6 protein-coding genes are annotated in these 17406 nt (G+C 36.8%); 4 read left to right on the forward strand and 2 right to left on the reverse strand.

The window, feature by feature from the left end; genetic code table 11:
- Positions 1-57: 57 nt before the first annotated feature.
- From KORDIASMS9_RS05865 to KORDIASMS9_RS05880, 4 genes are all read left to right on the forward strand, one after another.
- Positions 58-5880, forward strand: coding sequence for an S-layer family protein (locus tag KORDIASMS9_RS05865; RefSeq protein WP_114901949.1), 5823 nt, complete (start codon positions 58-60; stop codon positions 5878-5880).
- Between the two features lie 821 nt (positions 5881-6701).
- The gene (locus tag KORDIASMS9_RS05870; RefSeq protein WP_114901950.1) at positions 6702-9596 is read left to right on the forward strand and encodes an SdrD B-like domain-containing protein; all 2895 of its coding nucleotides are present in this window, start codon (positions 6702-6704) and stop codon (positions 9594-9596) included.
- A gap of 237 nt (positions 9597-9833) precedes the next feature.
- The gene (locus KORDIASMS9_RS05875) at positions 9834-10439 is read left to right on the forward strand and encodes a DUF4254 domain-containing protein (RefSeq protein ID WP_114901951.1); all 606 of its coding nucleotides are present in this window, start codon (positions 9834-9836) and stop codon (positions 10437-10439) included.
- A gap of 24 nt (positions 10440-10463) precedes the next feature.
- On the forward strand, positions 10464-11498 hold the full coding sequence (locus tag KORDIASMS9_RS05880) for a glycosyltransferase family 9 protein (RefSeq protein ID WP_240321142.1): 1035 nt from the start codon (positions 10464-10466) through the stop codon (positions 11496-11498).
- 236 nt (positions 11499-11734) lie between these two features.
- On the opposite strand, the gene KORDIASMS9_RS05885 is transcribed toward KORDIASMS9_RS05880, so the two are convergent.
- Positions 11735-16564, reverse strand: a complete 4830-nt coding sequence (locus tag KORDIASMS9_RS05885; protein ID WP_114901952.1) for a choice-of-anchor Q domain-containing protein — start codon at positions 16562-16564, stop codon at positions 11735-11737.
- Positions 16565-16717: 153 nt separating this feature from the next.
- On the reverse strand, positions 16718-17368 hold the full coding sequence (locus KORDIASMS9_RS05890) for a response regulator transcription factor (RefSeq protein ID WP_114901953.1): 651 nt from the start codon (positions 17366-17368) through the stop codon (positions 16718-16720).
- Positions 17369-17406 lie beyond the last annotated feature (38 nt).

Consider the following 17406-nt stretch of genomic DNA (forward strand, 5'->3'; position numbering starts at 1 on the left):
ACAAAATCTATTTTATGTACTACTGGTATATATAATAGTTAACTAAACAGCAAATCAATGAAGACTAAAATTACTCTTTTGGTCCTAACTGCCTTATTAGGACTGACGACTGTTTTCGCAAATTCAATGCCCACAAGCGAAAATGTAGTCGAGAATGAAATGATGACTTCCGATGGGAACTCAATTATCATTTCTGCGGGAAAAAGAATTTACTCGCTCGACATGAACACGTACCACGCTACGTTGTTGGCAACATCACCTTATGTAAACGAAATTAACTCCATCGCTAGTGACAATGCTACCGGATGGCTTTTTTACGTTTCAAACCATATCTCCAGATACAACTGGACAATTTATGGTTACAATGTGTATACCAATACACACAAAAACTTTGGATCCGTACGTCACTTTTTTACAGGTACTGGTCACGCAAGATCTTCTAGAGGATTAGCTTCTGGTGGAGCAACTTTTTACAATGGGAAATTATATTTCGCAATGGAATACCCAATTCGTTGTTACTACTACAGAGACGGACGTAGAACTTCTAGCAACTCTAATGCAAATCCAAAAGATGAGTTAGACGACAATCCAAGAGCAGCAGGAACAGTGTCTGCAGGAATGTTTACGAACTCAACAAACACTAGAGGAAACGCAATTTCTATGGAAGCTGATACAACGGCTGACAATGGAGGAAGAGATGGAAACGGAGAAACTGTAGATGATTTTGAAGAGATTGAAGCTGAAGAAGCAAATCAATTAAATGACAATGTAGTTGATTACATTTCTGAAGAAGAATTACCTGCTGAAACTGCAGACAATTCAGATTCAAACTTACAGCAAAGAGGAAACTCTTACTCAACTGAAACAAGTTACTACCACGGTTCTTACAACAACAACATTTACTTATTAGAGATTTCTTTTAGCGGATTGGCAGATTCATCTGGTCAAACTACATCTGTATTGAACGGAAGACCAGTATATGACAACTGGTGGTATTCTAGCTTCTTATACAGAGGAGAACTTGGAGATATCGTTGTTGATGACAACGGTCAAATGTATGCGGCTACTTCTTACCAAGTGCAAGCATACAATTTCAATAGCAACAGATATGACTGGGCTAACAATGAAAACATCTACGCGCAAATGGCGAAAGATAAGCACAGCCACCTTCAGTTATTGAAGAACAGAAAGTACTACACAACCTATTACTACCACGGATGTCCACAAAATGTGTACACTGCAAAGAGTTTTGTGCAAAAATATACAGCTCCTTCTCATTTAAGAACATTCAATAGCATTCAGTTAGGTTCTTTAATGGAGATTTCAGGATTAGATCCTCATGATGTTGGTAGAATTACAGATGCATCTGATTACATCAACTTAACGCCACCTGTATCATACAAAATTGAAGGCTTTGTATTTGATGATAATAATGAAAATGGAAGCTTTGACAGTGGACAAGGAGAAACTAAATTGCCAAGTGTTGAAGTAACACTATATGCTGATACCAATGCTGACGGTGCTTTAGATGCTGGAGATACTGTAATTGAAACGTTAAATACGGATGCTTCAGGAAACTATAAATTTGAAAACGTAGACGTAGCTGAAACTTTAGTAAAAGTAACAGTTCCTGCAGATGATACTGATTTTACATATAACTTAACAACTGCTGAGGTTGTATCAGTTACAGGAGGAACAGCAGATATCACAGGAATCAAATTTGGAATTAACAAAGAAGAAGTAGTTATCAATGTAAACTATGACGTATTTGGTACGGTATATGACGACGATAACGAAGATGCAATTTTTGATAACGGTGAAGCTGGATTGGACAATGTAACGTTAACATTATATGCTGATACCAATGCTGATGGAGTATTAGACGCTGGAGATACTGTAATTGCAACAACAACTTCTGCAAATGATGGCTCTTATAGTTTCTTACATGTATGTATTCAAAATACATTAGTAGCAGTAACTGTACCAACAGATACTGGAGACTTTACATATACATTAACAACTCCAGGAACACAAGCAATTGATTCAATCAATACAAATGTTACGGGACTTGATTTTGGAATCAACGAAGTACGTGTTATTGATTACAATATTTTAGGAACTGTATTTGATGATGACAACGCAAACGGAACTTCAGAGACTGGAGAAGCTGGCTTAGAAGCGGTTGCAGTAACATTATATGCTGATAACAACGCTGATGGTACATTAAATGCAGGAGATACAGTAATTTCTACTGTAAACTCTTTAGCTGATGGTTCTTATAGCTTTAGCAATGTAATTGTTGGTAATGTAGTAGTAGCGGTAACGGTACCAACAGACACTCCAGACTTTACATATACATTGACAACGGCAGGAGAACTTGCTGGAAGCTCTACAACAACTGACTTAACTGGATTTGATTTCGGAATTGACAAAGTTAAAGTTATTGACTATACAATCTCAGGAAATGTATACGATGACAATGACGAAAGTGGAGCACAAGATGCTGGTGAAGACAATTTAGAGTTAATCACCGTAACGTTATATGCTGATAATAATATTGATGGTGCGGTTGACGCTGGAGATGCCGTAATTGCAACGGCAATTAGCGCAGCAGACGGAACGTATAGCTTTGCAAACGTAACTGTTGAAAACACTGTAGTAGCTGTAACAGTACCAGGAAACACTCCAGACTTTACATACACATTGACAACACCAGGTCAAATAGATACAAGTTCAACAATTGTAAATGTTGACAATGTAAACTTCGGAATTAACGAAGTATTAGTTATTGACTATGCAATTTCAGGAACTGTATTTGATGACGATAATGAAAATGCAACACAAGATGCTGGAGAAGCTAACTTAGATGGAATCACAGTAACATTATATGCTGACAACAATGCTGACGGAGTTTTAGACGTAGCTGATACAACAATCACAACGACAACAACTGCAGCAGACGGAACCTATAGCTTTGCTGGTGTAACCGTACAAAATACGTTAACAATTGTAACTGTACCAGGAAATACAGCAACTTTCACATACACATTAACAACACCAAGTCAAGTAAACACAAGTTCAACAAATGTAAATGTTGACAATGTAGACTTCGGAATCAATGAAGTTGAAGTAATTGACTATAACATTTCAGGTGTTGTATTTGATGATGATAACGAAGATGGTAACAATGATGCTTCTGAAGGTAGAATTCCAAACGTAGTAGTAAGATTATACGAAGACGTTAACGAAGATGGAGCATTAGATGCAAACGATGTTCAGTTAGCTAACAGAGCGACAGGTTCTAGTGGTGAGTACCAATTTGAAAACGTAGCTAAGAAGAAAACCTTAGTTGAATTTACAATCCCTGCAAACTCACCAAACTTTACGTATACAGCAACAACTCCAGACGTAGTTGCGGTAACAGGAACAATCAATGATGTAACAGATGTTGATTATGGAGTGAACCAACGACAAGTTATCGACTACAACATCTCAGGAACTGTATTTGATGACGATAATGAAAACGGAACACAAGATGCTGGTGAGCGTGATTTAGACAATATTACGGTTACTTTATATGCTGATAACAATGATGACGGTGTGGTTGACGCAGGAGATACAGTAATCTCTACAGCTACAACAGCTAACGATGGTGTATATAACTTTACAGGTGTAACAACAGAAAACACAATTGTAGAGGTAACAGTACCAGGAGACACTGCAAACTTTACTTACACATTAACTACGGCAGGTGCTGTTGACACAAGTTCATTAATTACAGATGTTGTTGCTGACTTTGGAATCAACCAAGTAGAAATCATTTTATACGATATCTCAGGAACTGTATTTGACGACGACGATGCAAACGGAGTAAGAGACACAGGAGAAGGATTTGTACAAGGAGTCGTAGTTACTTTATATGCAGATAACGACGGAGACGGAATCCTTGGAGGAACAGATACTGTAATCGGTTCTACAACTTCAAGCACAGCTGCTGGAGATTATACTTTTGCAGGTGTAACAGTAAGAAACACTATCGTAGAAGTAACGGTTCCTGCAAATCAACCATCTTTAACATATACATTAACAACAGCAGCTACACAAGCAGTAAGTTCTGCTATTACAGATGTAACAGGTGTTGATTTCGGAATTGACGAATTCTTAATCGTAAATTATAACATCTTCGGAACTGTATATGATGACGATAACGAAAATGCAGTATTAGATACTACTGAAACGGGTAGATTAGCAAACGTAACCTTAACATTATATGTTGATGATGATGCAGACGGAAGAGTTGGAAGTGGAGATACAGTAATCGCTACAACAACTTCAGCAGCAGACGGAACGTATTCATTTCTTAATGTAACCATTCAAAACACATTAGTTTCTGTTACAATTCCTGCCAACGATGTTAACTTCAACTACACGTTAACAACTGATGCAAGAATAGATACAAGTTCAGTAAGTACTGATGTAACAGATGTAGACTTCGGTATCAATCAAGTATCTACTACGTATACTGTATCTGGAAATGTTTTCAACGATGTAAACGCTGATGGAGTAAACGAAGCAGCAGAAGCTGGATTAAATGGTGTAGTAATCAACTTATTCGATGACGTAAATGGAAACGGAAGAGTAGATAGAGGCGAGCCATTAATTGCAACTACATCATCTGATAGAAGTGGTAACTATCAATTCGGTGGAATTACAGCACCAAATGTAATTCTTCAAATGGTATTACCAACCAACACTCCACAGTTTACTTACATAGCAACAACACCAGTAAGTGTCGTATTAACTGGAGGTGTTTCAACAACTGTAGACTTTGGTATCAACAGACAATTAGTAGTTTTATACAATGTATCAGGTGTAATTTGGGATGACCAAAATGCTGACCAAATCAAAGATGCAAACGAGCCTAGATTATCAGGAATTGGAGTAACTCTTTTCCATGATGTCAATGCAAACGGAGCGTTAGATACGAGTGATATCTCACTAAGTACTGTGGTAACTGGAACAAACGGTGGATACATATTCACAGGAATCAACCTTAGAAATGTATTAGTAGTTCCAACAGCACCAGCAGACGGAACATTTACAACACCAAATACAAGAGCAGTTTCAAGTATCAGTACCGATGCTATTGATGTTGACTTTGGTATTAGCATTGCTTCCTCATTATTCCAAGTAACAGGAGTTGTATTTGATGACCAAAATGAAAACGGTATTCTTGATGCAGGAGAAAATTCTATTGATGGATTGCCAGTTGAAATTTATGCGGATACTGATAATTCAGGAACACTAGATACAAACATAGATTTACTAGTAGCATTTACACAAACATCAAACAATGGGTTCTTAATTGAAGATCCTAACTATGTAGTGGATTCTGTACCAGGAGGTCAAGTATTAATCAGAATCGTAGTTCCAGAAGATACACTTCTTGTAACATACACCATCACATTTGATCCAGATTCAGGAACAGCGGCACCAGACGGAGTATTTGCAACGTTTATGTCGGGTAACTTATCAAACATCAATTTCGGTCTTAAAATTGAAGATACGAGTTCTACATCAAGAGCAGCAAACGATGCAGACGTAATGTTTACGCAAGATGGAGCTCCAGAAGATGTATCAGACAGATTGCGATTATATCCAAACCCAACAGTACAACAAATTGCCATCAATGCAGAAGAGTTTGCAGGCGATGTTACTGTTGAGATTTACAATGATAGAGGATACAGAGTATTAACTACCACAGTAAGTCCATTTGGAAATGAAGTTAAAGTAGACGTTCAAAGGTTAGCGCCAGGAATGTACTACGCTAAATTCGGATCTAGAAACAAAGTTGCTAGTAAGAAGTTTATTAAAAAATAATTAATAGCAAGTACCCTATAACCTCAAGAAGAGCCGCTGAAAAGCGGCTCTTTTTTTTTATAAAAGTTTTTATAAAATTGATAGTACACAATAAATAGTAATACCAATGTACACATAAAATGATGTTTATAAACTCGTTCATTTGACAGTCTAGTTCTTTGCGAATACGTTCCGTAGCTACGGCTATGCAAATCATTCACAGCATCCTATACAGCCAAAGCAACTTCGTATCCAAAACACCATTTTAAATGTAATTGGTATTATAACTTTTATAACCTAAACCAAATAATGAGTTAAATTGGTATTATATCTTACTTGTAGCTACATTGTAAACATTCCGTTTGTAGTAGCTAGTAGTGAACGAATTTTTAGCGTTTTCTGACAAGAGCTAAATATCTGTTTTTAAAGTCAAGCATAAATTTTCTAATGAATATCAAGTTGTATAAAAATGTAGTTTAGGACAAAATTAGGTTCGTACAACAATATAATTAACACGAAAAAACTTAATCATCATTTTTTAAATTTATCGGTGAAAAGATAAAAATTATTTAAAATAAACGATTTAGTCTTCTAAACCTAAAAAAAGACTATCAAAAAGTTTATTTTACATACAAACAATATAAGTTTATAGCTATAAAATGCTTTTTTATCGAGCTAAAAAGTTGTTTCATCTAATTACACAATTAAAGTAAGGCAAGTCTTATTAAAAATATTTATTTTCGTGATCGAGACATAAGCCGCTTATCCCGAAACCTAGTATTAATCTTTTTTATTGTGTAAAAAAAATACCCACGATAACTAACTAAACAACAATCGATTTAATGAAAAAAATCACACTAAATGCATTGGTGATGCTCTTCGCATGCCTTACACTCAATGCATTTAACTCCCCAACAAATGAAGCCTCTAAATCTCCAATTGCAGAGAACATTTCAGAAGACAACGCTTCAGACACAGTAGACCTAAACGGTTTCTTATTTGAATTTTTAGGTGTTCAGTACAACCTTAACGGAACATCCACTTGGACCTACAAAGTTACAGGTGTTGGTGCTAGAAGAAACCTATCACACTGGAAACTAAAATTATTTGATGAACACAATGTTACAACTTCATCTCCCAACACTTGGGAAGTACATGTAGATCCTCATTTTGAATATTACGGTATCAAATGGGATTCCTCTGTACATAAAAATGGAGGTGTCAAAACATTCTCTTTTACCTTAAATGGTTGGTATGATGTAGGTGACGTAGATTTCGGCTATAAAGCTGGAAGAAAGTTATTTCACGGAATCATTCACGGACCAACAAATCTCTCTACGACTTCTATTTCTGGAACCGTATTTAACGATACCAATGCGAATGGAATTCAAGATGGTGTAGAAGGTTTTCTTCCAAATGTACAAATCAATCTCTATAATGATACCAATGGAAATGGTCTTATTGATGCTGGAGAACCAGTATTAGAAACTACAACAACCGATGGAGTTGGTGGATACATATTTGATAACACCAGTGCTTTACATATTATTGTTGAAGCGGTGCCACCTTCTAATACTGCCGATTTTTCATACCAAGCAACAACACCTTCCATAATAACACGATTTTTGACTATCAATGACGTAATGAATGTTGATTTTGGAATCAAAAGATCACAAATAGCTTTTTACAATATTTCAGGAGTTGTCTATGATGACAACAATCAAAATGGAATGAACGAAAGCGAAGTTGGCTTGAGCGCTGTTGTCCTAAAAATGTACAACGATACCAACGCAAACGGTACGTTAGATGCAGGAGAATTGCAAGTAGCAACCACAACCACAGACGCAAATGGGGCTTATATATTTGCACAAGTTATGTACACTCACGTTATTATTGAAGTAGTAGTACCAGGAAACTCGTCTTCGTTTGACTATATCGCTACAACAGATACGCAAGAAGCAATCACAATGTTAAATCAAAATATCATTGATGTTAACTTTGGAATTTTTAAAGTACAACAAGCAGATTACAACGTCTTCGGAACGGTATATGACGATGATAGTGAAAATGCAGCATTAGATACTACTGAAACAGGAAGATTAGCAAACGTAACCTTAACATTATATATTGATGATGATGCTGATGGAAGAGTTGGAAGTGGAGATACAGTAATTGCAACAACAACTTCAGCAGCAGATGGAACATACTCATTCCTTAATATAACCGTTGAAAACACAGTAGTTGCTGTTACAGTTCCTCAAAATACAACGAACTACACATATACATTAACAACAGCTGCAAGAGTAGATACAAGCTCTATAAGTACTGATGTTACTGGCATTAACTTTGGAATCAACAAAGTAGCGGCTACTTTTGTTGTTTCTGGTAATGTATTTAGTGATGAAAATGCTGACGGAGTAAATGCTGCAACAGAAGCTGGATTAAATGGTGTAGTAATCAACTTATTCGATGACGTAAATGGAAACGGAAGAGTAGATAGAGGTGAACCATTCATTGCCACAACGACTTCTGATAGAAGTGGTAATTATCAATTTGGTGGAATTACAGCACCAAATGTAATTCTTCAAATGGTATTACCAACCAACACTCCACAGTTTACTTACATCGCAACGACACCAGTAAGTGTTGCAATAACTGGCGATGTTTCAACAACTGTAGACTTTGGTGTCAACAGACAATTAGTAGTTTTATACAATGTATCAGGTGTAATTTGGGATGATCAAAATGAAGATCAAATAAAAGACGCTAATGAAAATAAATTAGCAGGAATTGGAGTTACTCTTTTCCATGATGTCAATGCAAACGGAGCGTTAGATACCAATGATATCTCACAAAGCACTTTAGTAACCGATACAAACGGATACTACCAATTCACAGGAATCAACCTTAGAAATATATTGGTAGTTCCAACGATGCCATCTAACGGAACATTTACAACATTTAATACAAGAGCAGTTTCAAGTATCAGTACCGATGCTATTGATGTTGACTTTGGTATTAGCATTGCATCTTCATTATTTCAAGTAACAGGAATTGTATTTGATGACCAAAATGAAAATGGAATTCTTGATCTAGGAGAAAATCCTATTGATGGATTGCCAGTTGAAATTTATGCGGATACTGATGGCTCAGGAACACTAGATACAAACATAGATTTACTAGTAGCATTTACCCAAACATCAAACAGTGGGTTCCTAATTGAAGATCCTAACAACTACATAGTAGATTTTGTGCCTGGAGGTCAAACATTTATCAAATTGGTAGTTCCAGAAGATACACTTCTTGTAACATACACCATCACATTTGATCCAGATTCAGGAACAGCGGCACCAGACGGAGTATTTGCAACCTTAATGACGGCTAGTATATCAAATATCAATTTTGGACTTAAAATTACGGATTCTACCTCTGTATCAAGAGTAGCAAACGATGCAGACGTATTGTTTACGCAAGATGGAGCTCCAGAAGATGTATCAGACAGATTGCGATTATATCCAAACCCAACAGTACAACAAATTGCCATCAATGCAGAAGAGTTTGCAGGCGATGTTACTGTTGAGATTTACAATGATAGAGGATACAGAGTATTAACTACCACAGTAAGTCCATTTGGAAACGAAGCTAAAGTAGACGTTCAAAGGTTAGCGCCAGGAATGTATTACGCTAAATTCGGATCTAGAAACAAAGTTGCTAGTAAGAAATTCATCAAGAAATAATACATAGCAAGAATCTTATCAATCCAAAAAGAGTCGCTGTAAAGCGGCTCTTTTTTTATGTGAAGTTTAGATTGAAAAATCTATAGGACGAGAGTTCATTAGCTAAAAATTATAAGTGTGAAAACTCCGAGAAACCGAATCTACTACTGAACTTGATTCGCGCTACCATCTAATACGATTCAATTCCTATACGAAACTCAAATATTAGCGTATATTTGCATCAAAATAATTAGCATTATGTTTAGTGATCTCGCAAATACCATATTTCAAGAAAGCATTGAAAAATACCATATCATAGATGATGTAGACCAACCGTTTGAAAATCCGTATCCAAAAGATAAAATAGAACACTTATTGTACAGAAAAAATTGGATTGATACCGTGCAATGGCATTATGAAGACATCATTAGAGATCCAAACATCGATCCGGTAGCTGCACTAAAATTAAAACGATTGATTGATGCGTCTAACCAAGACAGAACCGATACTGTAGAATATGTAGATAGCTACTTTCTACAAAAATACAACGACGTTCAAGTAAAAGATGCTGCAACAATCAACTCGGAAAGTCCTGCGTGGGCCATAGATCGTTTGTCTATCCTAGCCTTAAAAATATACCACATGCAAGAAGAAGCAGCTCGTGAAGATGCTTCAGACGCACACAGAGCAAAATGCCAAGAAAAGTTAAACGTACTGCTAGAACAACGTGTAGATCTTTCTACCGCAATTGATCAACTCATCGCCGACATTGAAAGTGGCGACAAATACATGAAAGTCTACAAGCAAATGAAAATGTACAACGACGACGACCTCAATCCCGTATTATACAACAAAAACAAATAAAGGCGTTTTGCATAGCTAAACACTATGGAAAAAGCTGGCAAACATATTTTAGTCATACGACTCTCGGCCATGGGAGACGTGGCAATGACGGTTCCTGTCATCAATGCCATGGTTCGCATGCATCCCGAGGTGAAAATAACGGTAGTTTCGCGCGCTTTTTTCAAACCAATCTTTCAACACATTCCCAACGTATCTTTTTACGCAGCCGATGTCAAAGGAACACACAAAGGTGTTTTGGGACTTTTCAAACTATACAAAGAACTTAAAAAACTAAAAATTGATCTCGTAGCAGATATGCACAATGTCTTGCGATCCAAACTGTTGCGTTTTTACTTTTCGTTTGGCAAATACAACATAGCTTCCATTGACAAAGGCAGAGCGGACAAAAAAGCATTGACCAAAGCAGAAGGCAAAGTTTTCAAACAACTCAAAACGACACACGAGCGATATGCGGATGTTTTTACAAAACTAGGATACAGTTTAGAGTTTACAAAAGAAGATGTATTACCGCAGCTAAAAATGACGGAAAACATCGCTGAGTTCATTGGGAAGTCTACAAAAAAATGTATTGGCATTGCACCTTTTGCTGCTTTCGCGGGAAAAACCTATCCAGCATCACAAATGGAAGTGGTAATTTCAAAACTAAATGCAACCAATCAATATACAATTATCCTTTTTGGTGGTTCAGCAGATGCAACACAACTATCTACATGGCAAGAAACGTACGAACACGTACAAAGTTGTGCAGGTGTATTTTCTTTTGAAGAAGAACTCAAGCTGATTTCCAACCTAGATCTCATGCTTTCTATGGATTCGGGAAACGCACATTTGGCGGCAATGTTTGGCAGAAAAGTAGTTACAATATGGGGCGTAACACATCCGTATGCTGGCTTTTACCCATTTGGGCAACCTGAAGAATACGCCTTATTAGCAGACCGATCAACATATCCACTATTGCCAACGTCTATCTACGGAAACAAATATCCAGAAGGCTACGAAAACGTCATGCAAACCATTACGCCTGAAGCGGTTTTTGATAAAATTTTGGATGTAGTTTAACATTAATCATATAATTATATTAAATTGATTTTTAAGCATTTATGCCAAATCGAGCATTATTGAAATCTAAATATATTTTGATTGAAAATACTTAGCGAAGCTATCGAGATTCAATCGAAACTTTAGTTTTTTAACTGTTCTCATAAGCGACGTTCGGTAGCTACGATAATGCTTAAACAAGAAAGCCCTGAGATTAAATATCACAGAGCTTTCAAGAGAATTATAACTACTTTAAATTACTTTTTTATCAATTTTTTAGTCGTAGTACCTTCATCGGCAGTTAGTTTTATAAAATAAGTGCCAGCATTTAAGTAAGATACATCAACACTTATGGTATTCGTTGTATTTTTAAGATGTACCGTATTGACCAATCGCCCTGTAATATCATAAACTTCAAGCTTTTGTAAAGCAAGATTATTGTCGTTTACTACTGTAATTTGACGCGTTGCAGGGTTAGGATAAAGGGTTAAGTTACTTATGTCTACGTCAAAATCTGTAACATCTAATGTTGATGCATCTGTTTCATAAGCACCAACATCAATAGCACTATCTTGTATTCTTATTTGCCCAGTAATATCTGTAGCTTCTGTGTTTAAACTACTATTACCCGCATCAATAAGTACACTATTTGCTGCTGGCACTAAACCATCGTCTTCGGTTCCTAACAGGTTATCGACACCATCTATGTCTGCACTGTTGGTAAATGGGTCTGTTGTTAAAAGGGTAAAGCCAGCATCTGTAAAATCTTCAGAAAAATTATTAGTTCCTGTGATGGTACCACCAGAAACATTTTCTATGTCTGTGCTATTATTATATAATACACTATTATTCAATGTTGCAGAAGCACTAAGAGCATTACGTATACCACCACCAGCAGATGTTGCTCTATTTCCATAAAAAGTACTGTTAGTTATACTTGGCGAAGCACCTCCATTATATAACGCGCCACCAGTTGGGCATAAATTAAAAGCAAAAACAGCATTAATTAATTGAGGAGAAGCACTCTCATTATACATTCCACCGCCTCTAAAACTAGCTCTATTACCAACAAATACAGTATTCGTTACAGTTACAGAAGAAGCAACATTGCTCATTCCACCGCCACTATTGCCTGAAAAATTTTGGCCGCTGTAAGTGATGGACCCACCATTAGCAAAACCTCTTTGAAATATAAACCCATCTATTAGTGCAGCGTTACTTAAACCTGTAGTTATCATTACGTGGTAGGCATTTTCGGTATTGTTAGTAATACTTAAGTTAGAACCAGCTCCTGCTATGACATCATCTCCATTAAAATCTCCACTTAAAATACTAGGATTGTTATACTCTTGAGTATCTGTAGTTGGGTTATAACTTCCTTTGATAATTACATCACTATCTAAGTGAAAAGCATTGTTTCTGTCGGTGGCAGTAGTTGCACTACCATCTGGTTTTTCTGTAGGTAAGTAGATGCCAGACGCTACACGTATTTCGGTAATAGTAGCACAAATAATCGCTTGGTCTATAGCTTGTTGTAAATCTGTAAAGGCATTTGCCCACGAAGAACCATCTTGTGTCCCACTCGTAACCGAGGCATCTACATACATAACATTAGAACTCGGACAAGGCTTTGTTTCATAAGCTCCGACATCTATAGTATTATTTTTTATACGTAGATTCCCTGTAATATCTAAAACTTCTGTATTTAAGCTACTATTACCAGCATCTACAAGTACACTATTTGCTGCTGGCACTAAACCATCGTCTTCGGTTCCTAACAGGTTATCGACACCATCTATGTCTGCACTGTTGGTAAATGGGTCTGCTGTTAAAAGGGTAAAGCCAGCACCTGTAAAATCTTCAGAAAAATTATTAGCGCCTAAAATAGAACCAGAAGAGGTGTTATCTATATCCGTAGTATTACCATAGAAAACAGTATTGTTTAAATTAGCTGATGAAGGGTTAGAGCCATTACCGATACCTCCTCCAGATGAGGTTGCTCTATTTCCATAAAATGTGGCGTTAGTAATGTTTAAGGAAGCACTATTGGAAATTCCACCACCAAAAGAAGCAGTGTTAAAAGCGAACACAGTATTGGTTAATGATAGGGAGGCATTGTTACCATTTAGAATGCCACCACCACCAAGAGCCGAATTGCTGGTAAACACCATATTTGTGAGTGAAGGAGAAGATTGCCTATTTTGCAATCCACCTCCGTTATTACGGAAAAAAAGCACACTATTATATGTATATCCTTGCACTAGATTGGCGTTTCCTCCTTTAATAGTAAATCCATCTATTATAGTAGCGTTGCTTAGATTTACGCTAATAAATACACTATACACATTCTCGTCATTGCCTGTAATAGTTAATGTGTTTCCACTACCAGTTATCACATCATTTCCACTGTAATCACCACTTAAAATACTTGGATTGTTATACTCTTGAGTATCTGTAATTGGGTTATAACTTCCTTTTAGGATGATATTTGTATCTAAATGAAACGCGTTGTCTCTATTCGTTGCTGTGGTTGAACCACCAACAGGTTTTTCTGTAGGGAAATAGATGCCAGACGCTACACGAATTTCGGTTACATTAGCACAAATGGCTAAGTCTAAAGCTGGTTGTAAGTCTGTTAAGGCATTTGCCCACGAAGAACCATCTGCCATTCCACCAGTCACAGCAGCGTCTACATAGATAATACTGTTAAAAACTGCGCATGGAGTTCTCTCGTAAGCACCAACATCAATGGCGCTTTCGTTGATTCTAGCTTGCCCAGTAATATCTATTGTTTGTGTATTTACACTACTATTGCCAGCGTCTATAAGTGGACTGCCAGCTGCAGGTACCAAACCATCATCTACAGTACCTAGCAGGTTATCTACTCCATCTGGATCTGCACTATTGGTAAATGGATCTGTCGTCAAGGTTGTAAAACCTGTTTGTGCAAAGTTTTCAGAAAAGTTGTTAGCTCCTGATACAGAACCCGAAGCTGAGTTTTCGATATCGGTGCTGTTTCCATATAATACAGTATTCTCAATAATCGTAGGGGAAGTATTCACAATATTACGCATTCCACCACCATTTGCAGAAGCAAAATTACCATAGAAAGTGCCATTAATGATGCTAGGTGAAGATGAATCATTATACATTCCACCTCCTAATTGTGCTGAATTAAAAGTAAACACAGTATTTGTAAGCAAGGAAGAATTTAATAAATTGTACATACCACCACCTGAAAAAACGGCTGAATTACCAGAAAAGGTTATGTTGCTTAAGCTTGGGGAAGAGGTATCATTATACATTCCACCACCATACCCAGCAAAAAAACTTTTACCACTATAGTTAATAGAAACGGACGAACTATTAGCATTTCCGCCTTCGATGTTAAGTCCATCTATGACTGTGGCATTGCTTAAGCCAGTAGTTATAAAAACGTGATAGGCATTTTCTGAATTGTTGGCAATAGTTAAGGAAGCACCAGCTCCTGTTACAATATCATTTCCATTAAAATCGCCACTTAAAATACTGGGATTGCTATACTCTTGAATATTTGTACTTGGGTTGTAACTTCCTTTGATAATTACATCAGTATCTAAATGAAAGGCGTTGTTTCTGTCGGTTGCTGAAGTTGTTGTACCGTCTGGGTGCTCCGTAGGCAAGTAGGTACCAGAGGCTACACGTATTTCGGTTACATTGGCACAACTTGTGGCTAGGTCTATTGCTGGTTGTAAATCTGTAAAGGCATTTGTCCATGAAGCACCATCTCCTGTCCCTGTAGATGCGGCATCTACGTATACTGTGTCAAAATTATCTGCTACTACGGTAACAATAGAGGAACAGAATCTTTCTTCCCCTGAAGAACTCAATGCTCTATAACTAAACACAGTAGATCCTATTGGCAAGAAAGAGGTACCTACAGGACCACCAATTTGGGTAACAGTAACTGTTTCGCAAATTTGTGTAGCGGTTACTATTGGCGGTGTATATAGTATGCCAGCATCGCAATTAGCAATAAGTGTTAGAGGTAAACAACTGCCTGTATTAAATTCTATGGGTGATATTTCAACAGTTATTGTCGCTGTACAGGTAGATTCGTTACCAGCCTCGTCTACAACTCTTAAAGTTACAGGGTTATCACCAATACTACCACAGCCAAGAAGTATATCGGTCGTAAATCCAGATGCTCCAAAGAAAAGGGAAAGATCTCCACCTGCATTATCAAAACTACCATCGTTAATGGCACTAACGGGAACCGATATTATCGGAGTTCCGGTATTTGGTAACGTTACTGTAATGTCTTTACATATTGCTGTAGGTGGAGTTGTGTCGCCTATTGCAGAAAGACTAAATGCCATATTGTTGAAGTTCCAATCTGGTACAGCGAGGTTACATCCTGAAGAAGTAATATTGGGACCACAAAGAGTTATTCCTCCATTTCCCAAAAATGGATCTGCACCTACGGTTACAGGAACATTACCCAACACAAAAACATTTGCATTACTCACAGCTTGAAACATTACGGTGATTTCATCATCTACAGGATATAAATTTGCTTGTGTTGGATCTATATTTAGATCAACGGTATATGCTCCAGAAGCAGGAGGCGTATAAGAGATACTACCTTCAAGAAGAAGATTGTTTCCTTCAGTACAAGGAGAACCTGATACACCGGTAGCTGCACATTGATCAAATATAGATACATAAAGCGTTACAGGTTGCAAAGCATCACCAGGGTTGTGGAATAAGTTAACCGTAATATTTGTAAGCAATCTATTTGTACCATCAAGAGTTACAACATCTCCAATCCTAGTAGCGTCGTTTTTATTAGGAGCGCTTATAGGAATCGCTAAAACAGATCCAGAAGCAGCAGTTGCTTGGTATATTACTGCTTCAGTCATTTCTGTTTGGTAAGCACTAGTAGCTCCATTAGATATGGTTGTTGCATTTTCAATAGTTACGTGTTCATTTTGTTGCATTCCATTAGTTATTGGAACAATATTTTGACTTTGTACAAGAGGACCTACAAGTACTAACAGCAATAGGATTTTAATTGAGATACTCTTTTTAGGGGTATTTGTTTTCATAATACAGGAGTTATAATTTCAACTGTAAAATTAGAGGTCTTAAAGAGTATTTAAAATACGTAATCAGCGCAAATATTACGTAGGATACGTAGTTTACTGAATCGTTATTGCGTAGAAAAGAGCGTTAAAAGAATTTGAGATACTTGCTTTGCTTTACAGTGATAAAAGAATCTCTTTATGTTCTTTTGCCCATTGAGATAAGGTATCAGCAGCAGGATCTAAGTCCAATTTGAGTATAATGTTAGTACGGTGTTTTTGTACAGTTCTTGGGGAGACTTTTAAAATTTCTCCCACTTCCGTAGAATTTTTACCTTGAGAGATCAATCTGATAATCGTGCGTTCCGAAGGTGTTAATTGTGCTACTTTTTTAAGTTCATTATCCACTACTTTTTCAAAATTAGATTCAAAAGAGTTGCTAAAGTAGATATCTCCATTCATGACAGCATTGATACAGTTTTCAATTTCCTCAATACTATCTTCTTTTAGCAAATAGCCATCAATACCTACTTTCTTTGCTTGTATCACAAAACTTTTTTGCTTGTGATAGGACATTATGATAAACTTAGTTTTTAGTTTCTCTATTGTTTTGCAATGTTTAATAACCTCAAAACCATTCAGTAATGGCATTTCTATATCTAAAATAGCGATTTCGGGTTGTAGGTTGGCAATACTATCTACTGCGGCAGCACCATTTTCTAGCGCAGCTTCAACGGTGTATCCTGCATGCTGTAACTCTTGTAATAGACCATTGCGCATAATTGGATGGTCTTCGGCAATTATAATAGTAATGTTTTTTTTCAGCATAATTTTTCAGCTTTCTTCTATGCAAAATAGATTTTTAT

This window comes from Kordia sp. SMS9 (assembly GCF_003352465.1).
Lineage (GTDB): Bacteria > Bacteroidota > Bacteroidia > Flavobacteriales > Flavobacteriaceae > Kordia.

Bases quoted from the DNA above. Each gene is read 5' to 3' on its own strand.
- KORDIASMS9_RS05870 (WP_114901950.1), top strand. From the start codon at position 6,702: ATGAAAAAAATCACACTAAATGCATTGGTGATGCTCTTCGCATGCCTT.
- KORDIASMS9_RS05865 (WP_114901949.1), top strand. From the start codon at position 58: ATGAAGACTAAAATTACTCTTTTGGTCCTAACTGCCTTATTAGGACTG.
- KORDIASMS9_RS05880 (WP_240321142.1), top strand. From the start codon at position 10,464: ATGGAAAAAGCTGGCAAACATATTTTAGTCATACGACTCTCGGCCATG.
- KORDIASMS9_RS05890 (WP_114901953.1), bottom strand. From the start codon at position 17,368: ATGCTGAAAAAAAACATTACTATTATAATTGCCGAAGACCATCCAATT.
- KORDIASMS9_RS05885 (WP_114901952.1), bottom strand. From the start codon at position 16,564: ATGAAAACAAATACCCCTAAAAAGAGTATCTCAATTAAAATCCTATTG.
- KORDIASMS9_RS05875 (WP_114901951.1), top strand. From the start codon at position 9,834: ATGTTTAGTGATCTCGCAAATACCATATTTCAAGAAAGCATTGAAAAA.